Source organism: Streptomyces sp. NPDC026589 (assembly GCF_040638385.1).
Taxonomy (GTDB): domain Bacteria; phylum Actinomycetota; class Actinomycetes; order Streptomycetales; family Streptomycetaceae; genus Streptomyces.
On the sequence record NZ_JBEZYG010000011.1, the window covers coordinates 68,343 to 90,611 of the forward strand.

The 22,269-nt window shown below is 70.0% G+C and carries 16 protein-coding genes and 2 pseudogenes; 7 read left to right on the plus strand and 11 right to left on the minus strand.

The window, feature by feature from the left end; translation table 11 throughout:
* Positions 1–5: 5 nt before the first annotated feature.
* From AB0F29_RS20150 to AB0F29_RS20170, 5 genes are all read left to right on the plus strand, one after another.
* Positions 6–1,295, plus strand: a complete 1,290-nt coding sequence (locus tag AB0F29_RS20150; protein WP_361873805.1) for a magnesium transporter — start codon at positions 6–8, stop codon at positions 1,293–1,295.
* Positions 1,292–1,879: a hypothetical protein gene (locus AB0F29_RS20155; protein ID WP_361873807.1), complete on the plus strand. Its 588-nt coding sequence runs from the start codon at positions 1,292–1,294 to the stop codon at positions 1,877–1,879. Before AB0F29_RS20150 ends, AB0F29_RS20155 begins: the two co-directional genes overlap by 4 nt.
* Entirely contained in the window at positions 1,876–2,625 is a 750-nt protein-coding gene (locus AB0F29_RS20160; protein ID WP_361873809.1) for an ATP-binding cassette domain-containing protein, read from the plus strand. Before AB0F29_RS20155 ends, AB0F29_RS20160 begins: the two co-directional genes overlap by 4 nt.
* A 40-nt stretch (positions 2,626–2,665) precedes the next feature.
* Complete coding sequence (locus AB0F29_RS20165) at positions 2,666–3,496, plus strand: class I SAM-dependent methyltransferase (RefSeq protein WP_361873811.1); 831 nt, start codon at positions 2,666–2,668, stop codon at positions 3,494–3,496.
* A 205-nt stretch (positions 3,497–3,701) separates the two neighbouring features.
* The gene (locus tag AB0F29_RS20170; RefSeq protein WP_361874099.1) at positions 3,702–4,085 is read left to right on the plus strand and encodes a nuclear transport factor 2 family protein; all 384 of its coding nucleotides are present in this window, start codon (positions 3,702–3,704) and stop codon (positions 4,083–4,085) included.
* 126 nt (positions 4,086–4,211) lie between these two features.
* On the opposite strand, the gene AB0F29_RS20175 is transcribed toward AB0F29_RS20170, so the two are convergent.
* The 6 genes and pseudogenes from AB0F29_RS20175 to AB0F29_RS20200 form a co-directional block, all read right to left on the minus strand.
* Entirely contained in the window at positions 4,212–5,018 is an 807-nt protein-coding gene (locus tag AB0F29_RS20175; protein WP_361873812.1) for an SGNH/GDSL hydrolase family protein, read from the minus strand.
* A 510-nt stretch (positions 5,019–5,528) separates the two neighbouring features.
* Positions 5,529–6,800, minus strand: coding sequence for a TIGR02679 family protein (locus AB0F29_RS20180; protein ID WP_361873814.1), 1,272 nt, complete (start codon positions 6,798–6,800; stop codon positions 5,529–5,531).
* Positions 6,797–11,098 (minus strand): TIGR02680 family protein, encoded by a 4,302-nt coding sequence (locus tag AB0F29_RS20185; protein ID WP_361873816.1) that lies wholly within the window; start codon positions 11,096–11,098, stop codon positions 6,797–6,799. The genes AB0F29_RS20180 and AB0F29_RS20185 overlap by 4 nt, the downstream gene beginning before the upstream one ends.
* A complete protein-coding gene (locus tag AB0F29_RS20190; RefSeq protein ID WP_361873818.1) occupies positions 11,095–12,426 on the minus strand; it encodes a TIGR02678 family protein in 1,332 nt (443 codons plus the stop codon). The genes AB0F29_RS20185 and AB0F29_RS20190 overlap by 4 nt, the downstream gene beginning before the upstream one ends.
* Entirely contained in the window at positions 12,423–14,129 is a 1,707-nt protein-coding gene (locus AB0F29_RS20195; protein ID WP_361873820.1) for a TIGR02677 family protein, read from the minus strand. The genes AB0F29_RS20190 and AB0F29_RS20195 overlap by 4 nt, the downstream gene beginning before the upstream one ends.
* 407 nt (positions 14,130–14,536) lie before the next feature.
* A pseudogene (locus AB0F29_RS20200) lies at positions 14,537–14,629 on the minus strand (DUF5635 domain-containing protein); the annotation flags it as partial.
* A gap of 99 nt (positions 14,630–14,728) precedes the next feature.
* On the opposite strand from AB0F29_RS20200, the gene AB0F29_RS20205 reads away from it, so the two are divergent.
* Entirely contained in the window at positions 14,729–15,958 is a 1,230-nt protein-coding gene (locus AB0F29_RS20205) for a damage-control phosphatase ARMT1 family protein (protein ID WP_361873822.1), read from the plus strand.
* A gap of 316 nt (positions 15,959–16,274) precedes the next feature.
* Here the strand turns inward: AB0F29_RS20205 and AB0F29_RS20210 are convergent, their stop codons facing one another.
* From AB0F29_RS20210 to AB0F29_RS20230, 5 genes and pseudogenes are all read right to left on the minus strand, one after another.
* Positions 16,275–16,982, minus strand: coding sequence for a hypothetical protein (locus tag AB0F29_RS20210; RefSeq protein WP_361873824.1), 708 nt, complete (start codon positions 16,980–16,982; stop codon positions 16,275–16,277).
* Between the two features lie 330 nt (positions 16,983–17,312).
* Entirely contained in the window at positions 17,313–17,489 is a 177-nt protein-coding gene (locus AB0F29_RS20215) for a hypothetical protein (RefSeq protein WP_201104445.1), read from the minus strand.
* Between the two features lie 170 nt (positions 17,490–17,659).
* A pseudogene (locus AB0F29_RS20220) lies at positions 17,660–18,663 on the minus strand (IS5 family transposase).
* A 53-nt stretch (positions 18,664–18,716) separates the two neighbouring features.
* Positions 18,717–18,911, minus strand: coding sequence for a hypothetical protein (locus AB0F29_RS20225; RefSeq protein WP_237521865.1), 195 nt, complete (start codon positions 18,909–18,911; stop codon positions 18,717–18,719).
* A gap of 200 nt (positions 18,912–19,111) precedes the next feature.
* A protein-coding gene (locus AB0F29_RS20230; protein WP_361873827.1) for an IS5 family transposase occupies positions 19,112–19,962 on the minus strand; the annotation gives its coding sequence in 2 pieces (ribosomal slippage) (positions 19,112–19,611 and positions 19,611–19,962; 852 coding nt in all).
* A 531-nt stretch (positions 19,963–20,493) separates the two neighbouring features.
* Here AB0F29_RS20230 and AB0F29_RS20235 point away from each other — a divergent pair.
* Complete coding sequence (locus tag AB0F29_RS20235; protein ID WP_361873829.1) at positions 20,494–21,888, plus strand: PIN-like domain-containing protein; 1,395 nt, start codon at positions 20,494–20,496, stop codon at positions 21,886–21,888.
* The last annotated feature ends 381 nt before the right edge of the window (positions 21,889–22,269 follow it).

The window sequence follows — 22,269 nt, forward strand, 5'->3', positions numbered from 1 at the left end:
GCCCTATGCGCATCACTGCTTCTCTCCGCACGCACCCCGCCGTGCTGGCCACCCCTTTCATCGGGATCTTCTTCGCCTACGTCTTCCTGACGAGCACTCGGCGCATCGGTCAGCTCATCGACCTGCCCTGGGCCGCACAGGCGGCTTCGTACGCGCTGCACGCCCCCGTGCCGATGGCGGCCGCGGCCGCGGCGGGTCTGACCGCCGTGGAAGCGACCCGGCTCAAGGCCCTGGGCACGTGGCAGTTGGGCGCCGTCCAGCCCACGTGGCGCATCGCGCTGCACTCCGTCCTCGTCACCGTGGTGTGCCTCTCGACGCTCACCGCCGGCGTCATGGCCGGCGGGCTGTGGGTGGTCGGAGTCCTTCCCGATCCGTACGCGTTGCAGATCATGGGCATCGTGGTGGTGCTGATCGCCGCCCACGCCGTCATCGGGTTCGTCGTCGGCAGGCACCTGCACGCGCTGTACTCCGCACCCCTGGTCGCGGTGGTGGCTTTCGTGGGCATCACCTTTCCGCTGGGCACGGACAGCTACTGGGCGCACCATGTCACCGGGGCGATCGACTGGGTGGGCTTCGGCGAGGCGTACTCACCGGCGATGACGCTGGCCGCCCTCCTGCCCACGGTCTGCCTCGCACTCGCCTGCGTCGCGCTGGCGGCCCTCCGCCGCGATCCCGTCCGCTATGCAGCCCTGTCCCTGGTCCTGGCCGTCGGCGGCCTGCTCGGCGCCTACGGCATCACGGCGGACTGGCGCTCGATGCCTCCGGCCTCCCGGGGGCTGGCGCCGGTCGTCTGCGAAGGGGAAGCGCCCGAGGTCTGCCTGCCGGAGGCCGGAGCCGAGCACATCGGTGAGATCCAGGCCGAAATCCGGCGCATGGCCGAACAGTTGGCGGCCAAGGGTGTCATCGACCGGAAGCCCGGCCGCATCACCGACGTCTCCGTGGCGGACGACCGGCGGATCGACACCGAGGGAGAGCGCTGGACACTCGCCCTCGCACCGGGCACCGCGGACCAGGCACTCGGCGAGAACATCGCCATCGCCGTGGTCGGAGCGCCCTGCGCCGAGCCCGACTGGAACGTGCTGCACTACAACACCCTCTGGGCGGCCCGCGCGATAGGGGTCGAGAATCAGTACCTGGCATGGCTGTCACGGGAGACCCAGGGGTTCAGCCAGGGCCAGACCAAGGAGCGGCTCCTGGCCGGGACGGCCGGCGTGGCCGAGCTGTCCGCGCGGGAGCAGCGGGCCTGGTACGCGGAGAAGCTCCGGTCCGCCTGCCGGGCCGGCGGCCCGGAATGATCTGGTGGCTGCGCCAACGGGGCGCTTTCGGACTGCTGCCCGGCGCGCTGCTCGCCTTCGCCGTGGGCACCGGTCTGACCAGCGGTGTGTCCGTCGTCTTCCCCTCGTTCCTGGGGCACTACGCGATGATGACGGAGCTCAGCACCTTCGTCGCCCTCCTCCCCGGCATCGTGGTGATCGCCTGCCTGGAGCGGCGGATGCCCTCCGTGGAGCGCTCCGCCGTCCGGCGTGTCGACGCGCGGGACACCGTCCTCGTGGCCGGCTTCGCGCTCCTCGTGACCGCGGTGGCCGCGGGCCTGTCCCTCGTGGGGCCGGACGCCATGTTGGTGGCCGCGCGCAACAATCTGCTCTTCTGCGGACTCGCGCTGGGGGTCTGGCCGTTGCTGGGCCACCGCGCGACGCTGGTTCCCGTCTTCTGGATGATCCAGTCCATGTTCCTCGGCGGCCGCAGCCGTGACGACCCCTACCCCTGGGTGATCGTCACCGAGGCAGCTCATGTCACCCACGCCACCGTGGGAGCCTCCGCCGTTTTCCTGGCCGGACTTCTCTCCCTCGCCTGCTTCGCACCAAGGACCGACCGATGACCCTGCTGCTCGACCGCGTCACCTTCCGCTACCGCCGCTGGGAACGCCCCGTCCTCTCCGGCTTCAGCTACGAGGTCCCCGACGAGGGCCTGACGATCCTGCTCGGCCCCAACGGAGCGGGCAAGTCGACCATGATGTCCCTCCTGGCGGGCACGGTGGAGCCCCAGGGCGGCAAGGTCCGGCTCAAGGACTCCACTCTCACCTCCGCCGCCCGCGCGTACCGCCGGCATGTGGCGTGGCTGCCGCAGAAGGTACCGACGTCACGGCAGCTGACCGCCCGCGAGTACGTGGCGTACGTGGCCTGGCTGAAGGGCGAGGACCGTACGGGGGCCTGGGAGCGCGCGGGGAAGGCCCTCGACCAGGTGGGCCTCGCCGAGCAGAGCGGCCGGAAGACGGCCAAGCTCTCCGGAGGCCAGCTCCGCCGGGTCGGCATCGCGTGCGCGCTCGCCCACGACGCGCGGGTGATCCTCCTGGACGAGCCCACGGCCGGACTCGACCCGCACCAGCGCACCGTCTTCCGAAACGTGCTGCGCACGGTCGCCGACCGCGTTCCGGTCCTGATGTCCACCCACGACATCGCCGACCTGGCCGACGAGGCGAACACCGTCTCCCTCATGGACCGCGGCCGGGTCCTCCACCACGGAGCGACCCGGAGCTTCCTGGACCAGGCGCGGTCCGACGCCGCTCCTGGCCGGCAGGCCGAGTCCGCGTACTCCGTCCTCATGGGCCTGGAGAGCGCCGAATAACCACTCGCACGCCTCCCGGCGCGCGGATAGCTTTCCGGACATGTACTCCCCGACTCCGGACGACTGGCACGACACCAACCGCGCGCGCTGGGACGAACGCGTCCCGATCCACGTGGCGAGCGACTTCTACGAGCTGGACGCGTTCCTGGCGGGCAAGGACGTGCTGCGCGCCTTCGAAGTGGCCGAGGTCGGCGACGTCACCGGGAAGACCCTGCTGCACCTCCAGTGCCATTTCGGCCTCGACACCCTCTCCTGGGCGCGGCGCGGCGCCGTGCGGGTCGTGGGCCTCGACTTCTCCGAGCCCGCCGTCGAGACCGCCCGGGGCCTGGCGAGATCGCTGGAACTGGGCCCGGACCGGGCGCTGTTCGTCGCGGCCGACGTGTACGACGCACCGGAAGCCGTCCCCGATTCCGGGTACGACATCGTCTACACGGGCATCGGCGCGCTGGGCTGGCTGCCCGACCTCGACCGCTGGGCCGACACCGCCGCCTCGCTGGTCGCGCCCGGCGGATTCCTCTACCTCGCGGAGTTCCATCCGCTGACCGACTCGATGGACGAGACGGGTTCGGTCGTCACCGACGACTACTTCAGCCGCGACGCCTGGGTGGACGAGACGCCGGGCACGTACACCGATCTCGACGCGCCGACCGTGCACAACCGCAGCGTCGAGTGGCAGCACCCGGTGGGCCGGGTGGTGACGGCGCTCGTCGCGGCGGGCCTACGGATCGAGTTCCTCCACGAGCACGACTTCTCGCTCATCCAGCGGTTCGGTGTCCTGGAGCGCCACGCGGACGGCCACTACCGCTTCCCGGCGGGCCGGCCGAGGATCCCGCTGATGTACTCGATCAAGGCGTCGCGGCCCGCGGAGTAGCAGGGGTGACCGGGGGGCCGCCGCCCCTCCGGGCTTCTCCGGCCGATTGTCAGTGGTGGGGTACAGACTCGTTTCCATGACCGACACGACAGGTGGAACGGCGGGCGGAGCCACGCCCGGTCCGGCTTTCAGCGCCACGCCCGGTACGGCTCCCGGCACGGCTCCGAGCACGGCTCCCGGGACGACGACGGCCGCGCTGCGCGGGGTGGTCGAGGCGTACTGGTCGTCGGCCGAGGCGCGCGACTGGGCCGGGTTCGGGGAGACCCTCGCCGAGGACGTGGTGTACGAGCTGCCGCAGAGCCGCGAGCGGATCCACGGCAAGGAGCGGTATCTCCGGTTCAACGAGGAGTATCCGGGCGACTGGCACGTGCGGGTCGAGCGGATCGTCGTCGACGCGGAGGGACGGCAGGCCGCCGCCCGGACGGGATTCACGGTGACGGGGGATCAGCCGGAGGGAGCGCCGCGGGAGATGGACGCCATCCACTTCTTCACCTTCGACGAGAAGGGGCTGATCACCGGGGTCACGGACTTCTGGCCCGAGTCGTACGAGCCCCCGGCCGGCCGCGAGCATCTGGTCGAGCGCTACTGAGAACGGCGGCCCACCGGCCCCCCGGTGAACCGCCGTTCCGTACGAAAAGCTATCTGCGGAGCCGCTCCCCGGAGCCGCTCGCCGGAGCCGCTCCCCGGAGCCGCGCCGCCGGTCTGTCCCGCCGAACTACACCGCCGAGCGGAGGGCGGGCAGATAGCCGCCCGACTGCCCCGCGGCCTTGGGGTGGTACGAGTTCTGGATCGGGACCGTGACGCTGTGGAGCCAGGCGTCTCCGGAGCACAGCTCATGCCCGGTGAATTCGTCCACCACGCTGGAGAAGGTGAACCCGGCGTCGGCGGACCGCTTGGCGAGGACGTCGTTCAGCACGTCCGAGGCGTTGTTGATCGCGGTCCGCTCGGCCTCGGAGAGCCCTGCGACGCAGCTGCCGGACAGCTGGTAGAAGCGCGGGTAGCCGAGAACCACCACCTGGGCCTGCGGGGCGCGGGCCCGGATGCCGTCGTAGAGGGCGTCGAGGCTGCCGGGCAGGGAGCTGTTCATCTGCGAGACGGCGTTGTTCACGCTGTTGAGGCAGGTGGCCTCGCCCGACAGCACGCAGTCCTGCATGACGTCGGCGAACCCGACGTCATTGCCTCCGGCGGTGACGCTGACGAGGGAGGTGGACGCACTGAGCACGCCGAGCTGGGTGCTCGCCACGGACGAGGTGGTCGCCCCCGAACAGGCGACGAAGTCGAACGAGGCGGGGGAGTTCGCCGCCTGCCACAGATACGGGTAGGCGTTGGTGCTGCGCCGGCAGTCGCCGCTGTCGGAGAGGTAGCTTCCGGCGCCGACGCCGGAGGAGTAGGAGTCGCCGAGCGCGACATAGCCGCCCGCGGCGGCCGAGTCCGTCGCGGAGGCCGGACCCGCGACGCCGAGCGCGGCCACGGCGGCGAGCGCGAGAGTGACGACAGATGCTCGAATTCTACGTACTGACATGGCTGCCAGCCCTTCGAGGTGTGGGGGGATGAGGGGGTGGGAGGACGAGCTGTGCGGGACAGGTGGGGGGTTGGGGGGAGCGATGCAGTTTCTAGCAGCTCGCGGTACCCGCCGGTAATGCCCGCGCGAGAAGTCGTCTGATATGCCCGAATGATCGTTCGGTGGGCTGGGCTCCGCGCGTAGATAAACCCGCAACTCCGTGCCGGATAAGGCAAGTTCGAGGGAATCCTGTGCGTCCAGGAGGGGCCGGACGGGCGGTGACGCGCGGGCCGGGAGGGCCTTGTCCGGGCGTTGCCGCGCCGGCGATTTCATCCGGACGGGTGAGGGTGGGGCGGCCGATGCGCGGGCTCCGCAGGGCGGTTGACTCGCGTCTTGCCGGACTTGCGGGACTTGCGGGACTTGCCGGTCATGCCGTCAGGGCGATCCGGGCGCCGGTCGAGACGCGTGCGGTCGCGCTGACGGAATCGGCGGCGCGAGCGGGATCGGCCCAGCCCGGCCACTCCGCCTCCCTTACGGGGCACCCCGCAGATCGTCCACCAGCAGGTCGAGCGTCGCCTCCTCATGGAGCGCCACCCCGAGCGCTGCCATGACAGGGGCGAGCCCCGCGTCCCAGACCGCGCTGACGGGCTGACCGACCAGCGGCAACTGGGGGATTCCGTCAGCCTGGCCGCGCGCGGCCAGGTGCTCGTAATCCTCGACACCCATGCGCCACGGCTGGGCTCCGTAACGGCGCACGATCCGGTTCGCCAGAGCGATGCCCGGCCAGTCGAAGTCGCCGTGGTAGGCGAAGCGGCAGTCGGTCGCGGCGAGAACGTCCAGAAGTGTGAGGACCACCGTCGCGGCGCTGCCGGAGGTGCAGACCAGGGGGTGCGAACAGCCCGCGTCGGCCGCGGCCTCCACCACCCGTGGGTTCTCGCAGATGTGGACGGTCGTTCCGGCGGGCAGGTGAAGCCGCACGTCGAGCAGGTCCCGGGACGTCAGGTGGGTCTCCGCACGGTGATCGGCCCGCTCCCGCAGTGACCTCGCGCGCCAGTCCTCGCCGAGGGGCCGGAGGCCGTACGTCAGCACGGTGCTGGATACCTCGTCCGGGGTGACCGAGACCAGCCGCCACAGTGCCCGTCGGCCGGCCGCGTCGCCGGGAAGGTCCGTGCCGTGGGCCAGGGCGATGCCGCGCTGGACGAGACGGGCGAGCCAGGTGCCGTCGTCCAGGCCGTGCGCCGAACCCGTCGCCGACGCGGCCAGCTCGCCGCGGCCCTGTGCGTCGGTACGGTGCGGGTCGAGCACCACGCCCAGTACCCGGACCGCCTGCCGAAGCGTCCGTACGGCTGCTTCCGGTGTCACGCCTTTCGGGACGCCGGTGCGGCGCAGCACATCCGACCACCGCTCCACCCACTCCAGCCCGGCCAGCGGCGATGCGTCGAGGGATGAGGCGAGCGAGGCCCAGACACGCTGCCGCTCCGCCGCGTTCTCCTCGCGGGCCGCACGTCGGTCGACGAGCGGAGGGCCGAGCTCCTCCAGGACCTCCCTGAGCCCGAGCCCGGCGGCCGAGGCCCGCAGCCGTTCGTCGAGCGCGTCGAGCCGCACGGTCACCGCCGTACCCGTGAGGGGCTTGCCCAACAGGAGTGACAGGCCGTTCCGTTCCTGGGCGCTCACCGCTGTCAGCCGGAGGGAGCCGGTGGACCGCGTCCCGTTGCTCTCCAGGCGTTTACGCGCGCCGCTCCAGAGCCGCGCGAGAGCGGGGCCGCCCAGCCAGTCGCGGGTGGCTGGCGGAAGGGCGCTCATACCGACGCCGGCCGCCGGTGGCGACCGTTCCACGTGTAGTGCAACGTGGCCACTCCGCGTACGTGGGGGTCGCGCAGGCACTCGTAGATGTGCAGGGAGGGGACCTCGGCCCAATTGCCCATCAGGCGCTCGCTCGTGAGTACGAAGTCCAGGTCCAGATCGACCAGAATGCGGCCCAGGCGCCCGTGCGTGGGTTCGTCGACCTTGGCGAAGGCGTCGTCCAGGAGAATCAGCCGGGGCGCGTGCGGAGCCGAGTCGGCGAGGCTGGTGAAGTGGGCGGCAGCGGCGGCGAAGAGCACGAGGTACGAGAGCACGCGCTGCTCTCCCTGGCTCAGGCCGGTGCGGCCGGTCAGCTTCCTTCGGCGCCCGGGGGCGGCGTCCTCGACCACGAAGGTGTGGAAGGTGAACCAGGAGCGGTAGTCCAGCGCGGCGCGGAGGTGGGCGGTGTAGCCGGCCGACGGGTCGGCGCGGCGGGCGTCCTCGATGCGGCGTTGCGTCACGTCGCGGAGCTGCTCGGTCTGCTCGCGCGTCCGGAGGCTCGACGGGCTGCGCAGCAGTTCGACGGCCACCCGCACGTCGGCGTCGGCGTCCTCGTTGAGTTTCCAGAGGAGTTCCACGCCGAGGCCGTGCGAGGTCCGTACGGTCTTCAGCGTGTCGTTGAGTGCCGCGACCAGGTTGGCCGCCGTGATGACCTGCGTGGAGAGGTGGTCGCCGAGCTCGCCGGTCAGGAAGCGCTGGAACACGTCGCTCTCGCGCTCGGTGAGCCGTCCTCGCGCCTCGGCGGCCTCCACGGCGATCCGCTCGCCCACGACCGCGACGTCGTGCGAACCGTGGTCGTCGAGCAGACGGCACACCTTGATGCCGGCGTGTTCGTCGAGCTGTGCGTCGTAGCCGCCCGCCAGTTGATCACGCAGCGTCGTGTGCCGCTTGAGGAGAAGGCTGTCGGACACCTCCTCCCGGTCACGGCCGAGACTCCGGTCCACCGCTTCCGCCAGTGCCCGCAGTGCGCGCAGGCGGTCGCGTGCGTCGGAGCCCGGGTCGTCCGGTACCTGATCGGGGAGGGACGTGCGGTCCAGCCCCGCTCCGATGACGACTTCCGGACGGCTGAGAGCACCGCGCAGCGCGCGGCCGGCCTCGATCACGGCCGCTTGCTGGTCCGCCAGTTCCTCGCGCAGGCGTTCCTCCTTCTCCTCCGCCCGCACACGCCGGTCGCGCAGTCCGTTGTGGTCGCGCTCTTTCGCCGGGATGGCCCCCACGGCGTTCGCGATACGGTCCTTGGCCGCCTGTTCGTCGGCGAGGATCTTCTCCTCGGAAGATCCGACAGCGGCCTCCCGGGTCCGCAGATCCTGCCGCGCGGTGTGCAGTTGCCGGTGGCGAAGCCGGTAGCCCTCTTCCGCCTCCGTCCGCTTCTCGCGGGCCCCCGCGTACCGCCGGTCGTCCGCCCGGCTTCCGCCGAGCCGGGCGACCGTACCGTTGACCGCCCTGCGCAGGTGGCCGACGCCGGTGAGCAGCGAGCCCAGCGCGGTGCGTACGCGGTCCAGTGCGACGGTGTCGGTGGGCAGGTCGTGGGCGGTCGCGGTGGCGTCGGCGTCGGAGCGCGTCGAAACGGCCAGGGCGCGGGCCGCCTCCGCCCGGCGCGCCGCCTCGGCCGCCTCGGCGGAGCGTGCTCGCGCCGTCCTCTCCTGTGCGGCATGCGTGTTCCAGGAGTCGGAGAGCCGCTGCGCTTGGGGGAAGTCGCGTTCCGCTTGTGCCAGGGCCCGTCGCCGGGAATCGGCTGCGGCGAGTTCGGCACGGGCTCCGGCCAACTGCCGTTCCGTCTCCCCGATGCGCTCTTCCAGCTCGGCCAGTGCCCGTCGCCGGGTCTCGGCCCGCACCGCCGCGCCCACGTACTCGGCGGCGCTCTTGTGGTGCTGACCCCGGAGGACTCCCAGCCGCCAGCTACCGTCGAAGTGGACCGCACCGGCGGCCGTCGTCCCCGCGGCCGGCGCGAGCACGATGGCTGACAGCAGGTGCTCCACCTGCTCGGTGGTGATGCCGCTCTCCGGCCGCGCGACCGGGCGCAGGGCCGAGGCGAGGGTCTGCGCCACCGGCAGCGGGCCGTGGGCCGGAGCCGCGTCGGGAAGGGCGTCCCCGGAGAGCGCATCGGGAAGGGTGTCCCCGGAGATCGGATCGAGAAGGGTGTCCCCGGAGATCGGATCGAGAAGGGCGCCGCCCGCGCCGACCCACGCGTCGAGAAGGCCACTCGCCTCCAGTGCCGCCTCCAGACCGGCCCGGTCGGCGGGGGTCAGGTGCTCGGCGAAGTCCACCAGCCGGTAGAAGGCTGTGCCGCCGGCCGGGTCTCTTGCCGCGCCGCGGTGGTACGGGGCCGGAGGCTCCGGGTCCGTACGACCTTCCCAGGCCCGCCTCTGCTGTGCCAGGCGGTCGGTCTCCTCGTCGAGCCGGCCGACGCCGACCGCCAGGGTGTCGCGGTGCCGGGTGAGGGCGTCGGCGTACGGCTCCAGAGCCAGGTGTGCCGTCTGTCGCGCGTGGGTGTCGATGCCGGCCGGGAGCGTGCGGGCGGAGAACGCCGCGTCGGAGTCGGCCGCGCAGGCCACCTCCGAGAGGACGGCGTCCAGCGGCGGGCACGCGGGCCCCGCCGCGGTCCGCGTCTCGCGGACCCACAGGGCGACCGCGTCGGCGTACCCCTGGCTCTCCTCGGCGACCTTCTGACGGCTGGCTTCGAGCCGGGCGGCGGCCTCCTCCGCCTCGCCCTCCAGCCGTTCCCGTTCCTCGTCGGCCCGCACCGCGCCGCCACGCGCCTCTTCGGCCCGCGAGGAGAGCCGGGCCACGTCCTGCACCATCCGCTGTCGGTTCCGTACGACGGCCTCGGCGGCTCCCAGCTGCTCCTGCCAGGACCGCAGCCCGGCCTCCGTCGCCGCCGTGTCCACGCGCACCACCGGTCGGTGCCGTACGGTCCGCGGTTCCCCGTCCGGACCGACCAGCTCCGTCCGTGCCGACGAGGAACGGACGGTGCGCGGCAGCGCGACCGCCTCGCCGAGATGTGCGACGGGAAGTACCGCCCGCTCCGCGTGGGCCAGGAGTTCCCGGTGCTCCGTGGCCAGTTCGGTGAGCCGGGCCCCCAACTCCTCGACGCCCTCGTCCAGCCGTTCGGCCGCGCTCTCCTCCGCCTCGTGCGCACCGCGCAACGCGGCGAAGGCGGTCATGGCCGTGGTGTGCAGGGCCTCCACCGTGCCGCGGCGCTCCGACAGCTCGCGCAGGCCGCGGTAGGCGTGGCTGCCGTGCAGAGCGGCCAGTTCGGTCCGGGCGGTCTCCTCCTCCTCGCGGAGGGTCCTCAGCCCCTCCTCCGACACCTTCTCGTGCTCCTTCAGGGCGCTCGTGTGCTGGGCGGCGTCCCCGGCGTTCCGGCGGCGTTCGGAGAGAGTGTCCAGTTCCCGGCTCACGTCCCGGGCCGCGGAGCGCAGGATTCCGGCGAGGTAGCGGCGGTAGTCGGAGAGGAAGGTGCGCAGGGCCGCGTCGGTACGTTCCAGACGTCCCAGTTCGGCCCGCACGGTGTCCAGATCGTGGAGGTTGCGGGCCACCTTCTCGACCACGTCCTCGTCGAGTCCGGGCAGGGTCTCACTGAGCAGGACGGCCAGGCCGCCGTGTTCGATGCGGTCCCCGACCGTGGGCCGCCGCAGCCGGTGGAGGAGCTGGGTGAGGTTGCGGTAGCGCGTCGCGTCCGTGATCCCGAAGAGGTCCCGGGCCACGCGGGCACGGTGTTCGACCGCTCGGTCCGTCCAGTTGCCGGAGCCGACGATCTCCTTGAGCCGGTCGACGGCGAGGGGTCTACCCGCCTCGACCAGGTGCAGGTCCTCGCCGACGCGCAGCGGGGTGACGAAGAAGGTCGGCACCGCCTTCTGCGCCGACTTCGAGGCACGGATCGCGGCGCCGAGTGTCAGAAAGCGGTGGCCGCCGGTCTCGTCCGTCCCCCGGAACTCCACCCACAGATAGCCGAGGCGGTTGGTCTGCTCGAAGCCGTCCAGCATCAGCCAGGCGAGCGTCGTCCGCCCGGTGCCGGTGGCATCGAGGGCCCGGGAATCGCCGTCCAGGAGGTACGGGAGCAGCATCTCCAGGGCCTTGGACTTGCCCGCCCCGTTCTTGCCGCGCAGCAGCAGCCGCCCGTCACCGAAGGCGAACTCCTGCTCGTCGTACTGCCAGACGTTCTGGATGCCCGCCCGGTGCAGCCGGAAGCGGGTACTCGCCGTCGGCGCGTGACCTGGACGCGGAGGCGGAACGAGATCACGGGCATCGGCGGTCATAGCGGCAACTCCTGCTGTGTGTCGGTCGGTCCGTGCCGCCGGTCGATCGCCCGCACGGTGACCCGGGTGGCGTAGCGGGCCGCTGAGGCGAGCAGGACCCAGCCCGCGCCGCCGTCGCCGGGCCGGGCCGTCCGGACGTCGGTGACCTGGCGTCCCTCCGGCAGCTCGCCGGCGCGCTGCTCCGGCAGCCCCGCTCCCTCGGATCGCAGGGGACCGGCCGGGGCGATCAAGCGCATGCGGGAGAGCAGGTCCAGCACGGCTTCACGCAGGGCATCGGGGTCTTCGAGGTAGCCGCGCTGCCAGTTGCCGCGCTGCCCGTACTCGGCGACCAGCTCGGCCAGAAGCCCGTCCACCGCACCGTCCGGAACGGCGACCCCGACGACGAGGACTCCGCCGGTCGCGGGGTGTCCGGGCTCCGCCGGGCGGAGCCGCTCCACCAGCCGTTCCACCAGGAGCAACGCGGCCTGGGCGACGGTCCCCGTCCCGGGCAGGTGGAGGTCGGTCAGCTCCTCCTCGGGGTCGACCAGGGCCACCCCCTCGGCGCGGATCTCCGTCTCCAGGCCGAGGAGTTCGAGGAACGCCTGGCCCTCCCGGCGCTGGCGGGTGCGGAGCCAGTCGCGTTCGGAGTCGGTCAGTTCGTCCAGGTGGACGACAGGGGTCTCGACCAGCATCCGCCGCACGTAGGTGCGCGGCCCTCCGAACCCCGGGTCCGCCGCCCGCCGGACCAGGTCGGCGCCGTCCCGCGACTGGGCGAGCGGTCCGGCCACGATGACGCGGGCGAGCTCGCGGTCGACCGTGATCAGCGCCTCCCCGTCGCCCTCCTGGGCGATGACGCCCACGTGACCGTGGGTCTCGATCAGGACGCCCCACTCGACGAGCTGCCGCAGGGCCGCGACCAGGGTCCGCTTCCCGGCAGCCCGTCCGGTCTCCTCCAGCTCGACGTCCGCGTCGGCCGCCGCGGCCCGGATGTCGGCGACGAGCTGGGACAACAGCAACTGCTCCGGCGCGGTGACCAGCACGGACAGGGCCAGCGCCAGACAGGCGTAGGTGTGCGGGGTGAAGGGTGTGCCGGTGGACCGTACGAGCCGGTGGCCCGACCGGGCTCCGAGCCCCGCCTTGAACAGCCGGGCGTAGGAGCTGTCGACCAGGAGACGGTAGCCGAGCACTTGCTGGAACCGTCCGCGGAGCCAGTCGGCGTGCCTGCGGACCAGCGGAAAGAGGTCGGCGTGCGGGCCGTCCGACGTGACCAGCGGGTGGGCGAGCAACAGCCTTGCCGCGGTGCGGCGTTCGGTAGCCAGAGCCACGTCGTGGGCGGAGGGAAGCGTCATGTCACGCTCACCCCCTTCGTACCGTCGGCGGGCGCGCTGTGCGACCGAGGGGGAGGAACCTCGCTGCCGGTCGGCTCCGCCCCTTCCGCCGCGACGGCCGTCCTGCGGACCACCAGCTCCAGGTCGTCCAGGAGCAGATCCCCGTCGGCCGAGTGGAGAAGCGTGCGCGCTCCCGCCGTCCGGTGCACGGTGAGCCGGATGCCCAGATCGGCGTCCTCGCTCCACGCGGCGTCCAGCCCGAACCCCCGCCCCTCCCGCTCGTCCGCCTCGGCACGCCGCCTGAGCTGCGCGTTCCCCAGCGCCGTGGCCAGCAGCTCCAGGAGCAGGCTGAGCGCCGCCGACGTGAGCCGTACGCCGTCGAAACGGGCGGACGCGCTGCACAGCTCGTCCGCCGCGGCGTCTCTGTCGGCGGCCCGCTGACGCGCCGCCTCCAGCAGCCGCTCCTTCTGGGCGGAATGGTCCTCCACCGACGCCGTCCGGCCCCGCTGGGCGCGGCTGCCCCTCTCGCGCAGGGCGACCGGTACCTCGACCACCGGGCCCGTCCACCAGCTGGTGTAGGCGGGCACCACCTCGTCGGCGGCGGGCGGTATGCCCAGGTGGCGCGCGCCGTACAGCCCGAAGGCGGCGACGGCGATGTCGTGCGCGTCTTGCGGCGCGGCCTCGTCGAACCACCGGGCCAGCCGCAACAGGTCCCGGCGCCGCGACATCTCGCCGGTGGCCGAGCGCAGCATCCGCTTGGCGTTGGCCAGCAGCGACTGAAGGGCCCGCAGGGTGGCGTCGCGCAGCTGATCGACCTGGCTGCCCTGCCCGTCGGTGTCCCTGAACCAGCCCCGCAACCCCTCCCAGTCCGCGAGCTCGCGACCCCGGCTGCGCTGCACGCGGGTCTCCGTACGGCTCCCGCTCTGCGCCGGCAGACCGGCGAGCCCCTGCGCGTGAGCGTCCAACTGCTGCAGCAGGCCCGGGAGGTGGGGCCAGAGCACGTCCAGCGCCGCCGAGATGCGGGGGCCGCGGAAGGACACGTCCTCCGTGATCGCCTCGACGTAGTCCAGGAGGAGTTCCTTGAAGCCCTGGTACTCGCCGCTGTCCAAGTCGTACCGGGCGAGCACCTGGCCGAGATAGGCGTAGAAGTCCCGGACGGAGTCCGCGAACCCGGCGAACTGCACGAACAACGTGCTGACCCGCTCCAGCCCGTCCTGCGGGGCGATGCCGCCCGGCTCGGCGACCAGCTCGGCCAGCTCCCGCAGCCCCCGCTCGACCAGGGCCAGCAGCTCGTTGCTCACCTCGCGGGCGGCGTCGGCCTCGGCCAGCACCCCGTCGGCGTCCCGCTGGACGCGCTCGCCCAGCCGCGAAAGCTGGTACCGGGCCCGCGAACGCTGGTACTCCGCGATGCTGGACGCCTTCACGGTGTGGCTGCCGCGCAGCAGGTTCCCCCACTTCACCAGCTGGTCCAGCCGCGCCGTGAGAGGGTCGGCGTCGAGCCCGGCGGCGGTCCCGCCGCCCTCCCGCAGCTTCGCCATCACGTCCGGGACGGCCAGGTCGGCCAGGAGCGTGCCGCAGAAGACCCGCATGATCGCGAGGTACTCCAGCCGCTCCGGCGCGCTGAGGTACGCGTACGCGTCGAGGCGGCGGCGCGTCTCGCCGGCATCGGGCGCCGCGTGCGCGTCGCCGGGTTCCGGCGGTGTGCCGGGCATGGGTTCCTCCATGTTCGCGAGGTTACGTGGAGGGTCCGACAGGTGGTGTGGGGTGGCCGGAACTGGTTGCGGGGCCATCGACGATCCAGCTACGGACGCGCCGGGGGACAGACCTGCGGACCACACGTGTCCCCGGCCGTGCCAGTACGAGGACGGGCCCCGGGAGCTGTCTCGCCGAAACGCCGAAACGCCGAGACGCCGAAACGCCGAAACGCTGAGCCCCTTCGTGAGCCGGTGAGCGAGCGCTCTGGCCGTCACGCAGTACTGTCTGGTGCCTGCTTCGGACCAGGCCCAGCGACGAAGTGAGGGTTGCGGCCTGCTCCTTCCCCGCGGACCAGTACCCGAGGTGTGGCGGTCGTGCATGGACAGCCACTTACGAGAGCTGCGACCGCAGCGTTCGAGAGGACCCAAACGTCCTTTTAGTGGGCTAGAAGTGGAGCGTCCCCCACGACGCATTCGGCTGCTGCCTCCAGGGCTTCGGCCGCCTCGGCCGAGCTTCTCTGAAGCACCCCGGCAAGGCGGGACGGGCGAGGTGCTGGTGGGGAGTGCGGCCGGCGTCGGCGCCCTGGGGATCACGGAAACATGAGCACGAGACGAAGGGCTTGGACACCATGACAGAGAAGACCTCCCGTGCCTCGGGCGAAGGGGCGGCCCGCTCCTCCGCGCCGGCCGCCGCGTCGGATGCTCCGGTCATCCTGAGCAACGAGCCCGGTTCGTTCGCCTGGGGTGTGCTGGCCAAGCGCCACCCTGCCCTTGTCCAGCAGGTGCGAGACGCCTTCCCGTACGGCCGGCCCCAGCACGAGGCCCTCGACGCCCTGCTGGACGAGATCACCGACGGCGTTGTCGAACCGCTTGCCCCCGGGGAACGCGACCACGGGCGCTGGGCGGCCTCGGGAAAGGAGTACTTCGGCCGCTCCTGGTACGACGCTCCGTTCCTGTGGGCGGAGAGCTACTTCTACCGCAGGCTCCTTGGTGCGGTCGGGTACTTCGGCACCGGCCCATGGCAGGGAGTCGATCCGTTCGCGCCGTTCAAGAAGGCCGAACTGGGAGGCGAAGCGGTGGAAGAGGAGCTGCGCGCCCTGGACCCGCTCGCGAAGGTGCCGGCCGAGGAGCGGGCCACGGCCCTGCTCCACGCCTCGCTCTGGGGCAACCGCGCGGACCTCGGCTTCCGCGTCGCGGCGGGGGAGCCGGAGGCCGGAGACACCGCCGCCCCCAGGTTGGTCGCCGATGACAGCGCCCTGCTGTGGCAGCTCCTGCCCGTCGGATCCGCCACCACGGTCGCCGTGGTGGCGGACAACGCGGGTCGAGAGCTGATCCCCGACCTGATCCTCATCGACCATCTCCTCGAACACCGCCAGGCCGACCGGGTCCTGCTTCACGTCAAGCCCTATCCCTACTACGTCTCCGACGCCATGACGGCCGACGTCGTCGACTGCCTCCGTCGCCTCATCGAGGCGCCGGGTGACGCCGGCCGGATCGGCGGCCGGCTGTGGAAGGCCATGGGGGCGGGAAACCTGGAAGTCCGCACCCACCCGTTCTTCTGCGCCCCGCAGCCGTACGGGGAGATGCCCGAGGACCTGCGCGGCGAGTTCGAGAGCGCCGCGCTCACCATCCTGAAGGGCGACCTCAACTACCGTCGCCTGGTGGGAGACCAGTGGTGGGATCCCACGGCGTCCTTCGCCGATCTCACCACCTACTTTCCGGGGGCCGTCGCGGCGCTCCGGACCCTGAAATCCGACGTCGTCGCCGGCCTGGAGGAGGGCACACTGGACGCTCTCGAGCAGTCCGGGGATGCCTGGCGTACCAGTGGTACGCACGCGCTGATTCAGGTGCGGCGGTAAGGAGGGCGAGCCGTACGACCAGATGGTCCTCTTCCGGGACCGTCGTTCGTCTCGATCTCGCCGGACCGGGGCATCCCCGCTCGAAGAGATCTTCCGGCTGGTCGGCCATGGACAGCATTCTCGGCGCTCCGGCACCCCCGGAGCGGTGGTCACGCAGAGAGACAGGCAAAAAATCGGAGGGTCCAGTGCAACGTGCACACTGGGCCCTCTGACCTGCTACTCAGCTGTCAGGGTGGCGGGATTTGAACCCACGACCTCTTCGTCCCGAATGAGGTTCGATCCCTGACCTTACCTGCGTAGACGGTGTTTCCCCTGGTCAGAGGTGTGGTCCCGATGGGTCTCGCGTGGTGCCGCAGGGGCTTGGCGAGCGGGTTGGCTCCCAAACGGCTCCCAGAGCCAAGGTGGCGGGCGGACCTTCGAGGCATTGACTGCGATCGTCAGCGCAGGTGGCCACTGCCTTGCTCAGGCCGGAGAAATCAGTGCGTACAGGATGTAGTCGCTGGAGGCTGGAGAGCCTGATCGTCTTCTGGTCTGGACACCGGTCGTCCAGAACTCGGGTGGACAGCACGTAGAAGGTCCACTGGCCAAGGTCGAGAGGGTCGAGGGTCTGCTTGTCCTGGTGGTGCAGCAGGCAGAATACGTACACGTCCGAGCGGCGAAGTACGTCGTCCGATGTCGCGTCGGTCTGCGCGTCCCAACCTGTGGCCGGCGCGATGGAGAAGGAAATCTCGGATGGTTTGGACTGCCTCCACGACTGCAAGTAGGCCGCCGACTTCACTTCGATTCGCCACTGCTCGGCGGTCCGGATGTCGACCGTGTCCCATTCGGTTCTGGTGCTGGCGGCAGCGCCCAGTGCCGTGGCGACGAGGTACTCAGCCAGAACACCGCGCATGGTGTTGTTGGCCAGGTCGGAGCATGCCCAGCGCCAGAAGTCACCGAGGGTGGCCACGGTCTCGCCGTCGACTCGTATCGGCTCGTCGCCGCTTCGGCGACTGATGACCAGCGGACCGAGATCAGGGATCACGTTCTCCTCCAGCGACGACGGTATGCGGTGCCTCAGAGTGACAGAGGGCACTGACCGTGGAGTGCGAAGGCTTGCTGGTGACGTTCTGATCGCACGGTGGGAGCCGTAAGCCTGTCGGCCCGGATCTACTTCGGTCGGCTCCGATGCCGGCTCGGACCGATGACTGGGCTTTAGGCGCCGTGCGTCGTTGGGAGGCCCCTCCTCGCGGCACTGGTCACCCCAGGCGCCCCCGTCACCTGCTGCTCAAACGACGGGGGCGCCGTCAAGCCCGAGGGGCACGCGCCAGTATGTCCCCGCGCTCACGCGTGCGCGGGGCCAACCTCCCTCGGGTCAAAGCATCCAGGGGTGCCCGCCGACCAGGTACGTGATGATGACGAGCCCGAGAGTCGCCAACAGCCGCGCGGGCAGGCGTTGAACGGTGAGCCGGAAGCCGCCGACACGGATCTCCACATAGGGTGGCCGCCGCTTGCTCGCCGGTGTTCTGTTGTCGGTGCGTTGGTTGGCCATGAACTGATCCTTTGCCCTTTCGCCACACGGTCGTCGTGTGGTCTGCCCGAAGGCGGGGATACCTTGGATCAGCAGAGGGTTAGCGGCGCAACCCCCTTTTGACCTGCGGTTCTATCTTGGCGGTCTCGCGGCTATCACAGAAGGGGGTTAGGGCCTGTATCTGGTCGTGATCAAGGGTTGATTCGCGTGAGGTCGTTGATCCAGATCATGGAGGCGCGCAGGTGCAGGCCGGCGAGGTAGCTCTGCGGGGTCTTGTCGTAGCGGGTGGCGATGCCGCGCCAGGCTTTCAGCTTGTTAATCAGGCGCTCGACGGTGTTCCTCTCCTTGTAGAGGGCGGTGTTATGACCGACGGGCCGACCGCCTCTGCGGCCCTTCTTCACCCGGTGGGCGGCTTGGTCCTTCTTCTCCGGGATGACTGCCTTGATCTGGCGTCGTCGCAGGTAGGCGCGGTTGCCGCGGGACGAGTACGCCTTGTCACCGGCGACCGCGTCCGGCCGGGTGCGGGGGCGGCCGACCGGTCCGGGGACGCGCACCTTCTTCAGCACGGGGATGAACTGCGGGCTGTCGGCGTCCTGTCCGGCGGTCAGGATGAGCGCGAGCGGGCGGCACTTGCGGTCGGCGGCGATGTGGACCTTACTGGTCTGGCCGCCGCGCGAGCGCCCGAGCAGGGCCGCTTTCAGTCGGAGTCGGTGTCGTCTTCGCCGGTGGCGTCGCTCTTGCCGACCCGGATCGCTGCCGCCGGATCGTCCGTCTTGTCCTTGCTCATCGCCCCCTTTGACGGGGCCTTCCCCTCCTCGGCGGCGACCTTCTCCAGGGCACTGAGCACCTCCTCGCCGAGCTGCATCCCGGCGGCGTCGTGATGGGCGCGGGCGGTGGTGGAATCCACGCTGACCAGCGACAAGTCCACCTCACCGCGCCTCGCAGCCTCCGCTATCAGACCCTCCAGCAGGGCCTCGAAGACGCCGGCGTCCCGCCACTGCCTAAAGCGGTTGTGGACAGTGGGCCAGGCACCGAACTCGGTCGGCATCTCCCGCCACTGCCCACCTGTCCTGAAGCGCCAGATCACGCCCTCGAACTGCTGCCGCAGCCGCTCGGGATACGGGCCGTACGCGCCGATCGGCAGGTACGGCTCAATGAACTCCCATGCCTTGTCCGTCAGTTGCACCCGCGGCATGCATAACGATCTGCCAGATCACGCCACGGGACGTGGGCGAGTCCCACAATTCATCACGACCGCCGCAGCAGCGCCGTGAACCGCTTCTCCACGTCCCCGGCCGGGCCGATCGGACGCAGGTCCGGGTCAAGGAGGACGAGGAGGTCCCGGGCTTCCGTCCACGGGATCCCGAAAGCCTTGTCAAGGGCCAGCAGCAGACGCAGCGGGGTGAGAGTGAAGCCCTCGTTGTCTCTGAGCGCCTCGATCATCGCAAGCAGACCGGCACCATCGGCCGCCAGCCTACGAATGTCTTCTGTTGCCTCGTCCACTGCTGTTCCCGCCGTCCGTTCCAGAGGGTGTCCCCCTCCAAGCCATACACAGACGATCTACCAGATCGCGCCACGAGACGTGGGTGCTCCCACAGATTGATCACGACCAGATACAGGCCCTAGGGCCTGTCTTCAAAGGGTCATATCCACATCAGGAGTGACGCGATGGTGAGTGCTGCTTCGTAGGATTCTCGGGTTCTGTCGTAGCGGGTGGCGATGGCCCGGTACTGCTTCAACGCGTTGAAGCAGCGCTCGACGACGTTGCGCTGTTTGTAGCGCTCCTTGTCGAAAGCGGGTGGCCTGCCGCCGTTGCTGCCACGACGGCGGCGGTTCGCCTGCTGGTCCGAGCGTTCCGGGATGGTGTGCGGGATACGGCGTCTCCGCAGGTAGTTGCGTATGCCTCGGCTGCTGTATCCCTTGTCGCCCAGGAGATGATCGGGCCGGTTGCGCGGTCGGCCTGGGCCTGGGCGGCGAACCCTGATCTGCGCGAGGATCTGCTCGAACTGCGTGCAGTCGTTGATGTTGCCGCCTGTGACGACAAAGCCGAGCGGACGGCCGCGGCCGTCGCAGGCGAGGTGAATCTTGGTCGTCAGTCCGCCACGGGATCGTCCGAGGGCGTGAGCGTGTGCCGCTTCTGCAGGACCTGCCCCTTTTTACGGGCGCCGGCCGCGTGCTGATGAGCGCGGGTGATCGTGGAGTCCACGGAAACCAGCCAGTCGACGTCTCCCGCCGCATCCTTCTGAGCCTGGACGGCCTCAAGCATCCGCGTGAACGTGCCATCGAGCGCCCACCTGCGGAAACGTGTGTACAACGTCCGCCAGGACCCGTATCTCTCCGGCACATCACGCCAGGCCGAACCAGTCCGAAGCTTCCACACGATTCCGTTCAGCACCACCCGGTCGTCCCGCCGAGGCCGCCCCGTTTCCGTCTGCGGAAGCAGCCCCGACAGGACGTCCCACTCTTCATCCGAGAGCTCATGTCGCCGCACCATGCGTCATATGATGCCCCATCAGGAGCCTTTGAAGACAGGCCCTAGTCGCGCAAGGGGTTGTGTCACCGAATCTCGGGCCAGGGGGATGCGCCACGCCACCCGCTCGTCACGACCGATTACAGGACAGAGCCTGCTACCAGAGACTCGCGATCTGATCGGCTAGGACGTCACTCCAGCCTGATCCGTAATGTTCGGCCCACGCGACGCTGGCTGCCCGTGCGAGCCGATCCAGGCACATAGCAATGAGGTAGCTCCTGACTGGCTACCTGGCGCACCATGGCGATGTTCGAACCGGCCCAGAATCGTTACGCGGACCAATCCGCCTGGGATCGGCTCCACGAACAACTCAAGGTGAACCTGCCGTCCGACTACCAGTTCCTCGTCGACGCTTAGCCCCTGGGCCCGGCACAACGGTTACCTGTGCTCCATCATCTGCGGGTTGAGGATGGGCCTGCACAGCTGAGCCCCACCCAGGGAGGCCGACCCTGCGATACCCATGACGGGCGTGCCGCAGTTGCGGAAGGATCGGCGGTGGATCGGACTCTCTCGCCGATCTGGGGAGGGGCGGCAATGACTACGGGTACTGCAGCAGGTTCGGCGGGCGAGGACGAGTCGCTGAAACCGCGGGGCATGTTCGATGGGTTCGCGGAGTATCAAACGCCTTCTACGGAGGACTACCAGCGGTTATTCAGCTCTGGGCTGGTAGTTGTGGACACTAACGTGCTGCTGACCTTGTACCGGTCGAATCAGCGGACAAGGGACGATCTGCTGGCCGTCTTGGATAGGTTGCGCGAGCGTCTCTGGGTGCCGCATCAAGTTCTTGTCGAGTTCTGGCGAAATCGCGAACAGAACTCAGTTCTTGGTCACCACAGTGCCCGTGCCCAGGAGGTTGGCGCTGCTCTGACCAAGGCCGGGCGGTCTGCCAGTGACGCGCTTGACCGGTGGTTGAAGCAGGTACATGTTGGCGACGACGCGGAGATCAACAGTGCGATCAGTGGGCACCGCGAACAACTCAACGAGGTGCTCCTCACTCTTCAGTCACTGATAGAGGGCCAAGCGGGCAAAGATGCGATCGCCGGCGCGACCGACACGAACGCCGACCCCGTACTGGGGCGGCTGGATCCCATCCTCCAAGGTCGGATTGGTCCGCCTCTCGCCCCGCAGGAGTATGCGAATGCGTTGCAGGAGGCGAAGCGGCGGGGGCAGGCCGAACAACCGCCTGGCTACGAGGACTTCAAGAGCAAGCCTGATGAACAGGCCGCGGGAGACTACCTCGTCTGGGAGCAGACACTCATAGAAGCCGTGCGTCTGGGCACCGATGTGTTGTTCGTGACGGGGGACAGCAAGGAGGATTGGTGGAAGCAGAGAAACGGAAGCATCCCCCCGCGTCCTCGTTCCGAACTTGTCCAGGAAATGCATCGCCGGACCGGGCACCGTCTTTTCATGCTGCAACCCAGCGGCCTACTCGAACAGGCTCGACAAGTGCTCGCACTTGAGGTGGAGAGCTCCTCCGTCCTTGACCTGGAGCAACTGCAGACGTCGAAGGTCAGCGCCGAGCAGGAGTGGACGGCAGAGGCGCTCGAAGCGCTCGTAGATCTGCTTCTTGGCCAGGCGAATGTGCAAGCCTATGCCTTGCTCGACGCTGCTCAGAACGACGGATTCGTCAGTCGTGCCACTGTGTACGAGATCGGCGGATACGAGGAGACGCGGATGCTCCGCGGATTCACACGGCCGGTGAAGACGGCTGCGAAGAGACTCCAGGAGCAGGGCATCACGGTCGGAGACGCCGAGAGGTTGCTCGTCGCTGTCTATGACCCCGATTTCGACGCGGTTTCGGCGAGTGGTTTCCGCGTCGCCCAAGAGGCTGTGCCCCTGCTGCGTTCGATCGCCCAGAAAATCTACTACGACGAGGAGGCAACCAAGTGAGGGGGCGCATGAGGACTGGTGTGCCCAACGGCGGGTAAGGGGTTGGCCTGCGGACGTCCATGGATCGGCCCCTGCGATGCCGCAAGGGAGCGCGATAGGTGTTCATTGCTGTGGTTTTGGCACGCCTTGGTTCTTGTGCCACACCTGGACCGCAGTGCCGTCGTTTGCATCCCAACGCGGATCCCTCACGGCCGTCTTGGCTAATCCGCACACTCACGAGCAAGCTAGCGGGCGCGGGAGGCGTGGGCAGGGTGCACGATGAACGGGGCCGCGCGCACCGTCTGATCCATAGACGGGTGGGCGGTTGTGGCCACAGCCCCCTGGGGGGCGAGCATGGGTACGCCGAATGCCCCTCGGGCGAGCGCTCCTGCGTGGATCTAG

Excerpts from the sequence above, each read along its gene's own strand:
- AB0F29_RS20185 (WP_361873816.1), bottom strand. The coding sequence starts at position 11,098 with ATGACCGCCGATGCCCGTGATCTCGTTCCGCCTCCGCGTCCAGGTCAC.
- AB0F29_RS20215 (WP_201104445.1), bottom strand. The coding sequence starts at position 17,489 with ATGGCCAACCAACGCACCGACAACAGAACACCGGCGAGCAAGCGGCGG.
- AB0F29_RS20195 (WP_361873820.1), bottom strand. The coding sequence starts at position 14,129 with ATGGAGGAACCCATGCCCGGCACACCGCCGGAACCCGGCGACGCGCAC.
- AB0F29_RS20160 (WP_361873809.1), top strand. The coding sequence starts at position 1,876 with ATGACCCTGCTGCTCGACCGCGTCACCTTCCGCTACCGCCGCTGGGAA.
- AB0F29_RS20175 (WP_361873812.1), bottom strand. The coding sequence starts at position 5,018 with ATGTCAGTACGTAGAATTCGAGCATCTGTCGTCACTCTCGCGCTCGCC.
- AB0F29_RS20190 (WP_361873818.1), bottom strand. The coding sequence starts at position 12,426 with ATGACGCTTCCCTCCGCCCACGACGTGGCTCTGGCTACCGAACGCCGC.
- AB0F29_RS20180 (WP_361873814.1), bottom strand. The coding sequence starts at position 6,800 with ATGAGCGCCCTTCCGCCAGCCACCCGCGACTGGCTGGGCGGCCCCGCT.
- AB0F29_RS20155 (WP_361873807.1), top strand. The coding sequence starts at position 1,292 with ATGATCTGGTGGCTGCGCCAACGGGGCGCTTTCGGACTGCTGCCCGGC.
- AB0F29_RS20205 (WP_361873822.1), top strand. The coding sequence starts at position 14,729 with ATGACAGAGAAGACCTCCCGTGCCTCGGGCGAAGGGGCGGCCCGCTCC.
- AB0F29_RS20165 (WP_361873811.1), top strand. The coding sequence starts at position 2,666 with ATGTACTCCCCGACTCCGGACGACTGGCACGACACCAACCGCGCGCGC.
- AB0F29_RS20150 (WP_361873805.1), top strand. The coding sequence starts at position 6 with ATGCGCATCACTGCTTCTCTCCGCACGCACCCCGCCGTGCTGGCCACC.
- AB0F29_RS20225 (WP_237521865.1), bottom strand. The coding sequence starts at position 18,911 with ATGATCGAGGCGCTCAGAGACAACGAGGGCTTCACTCTCACCCCGCTG.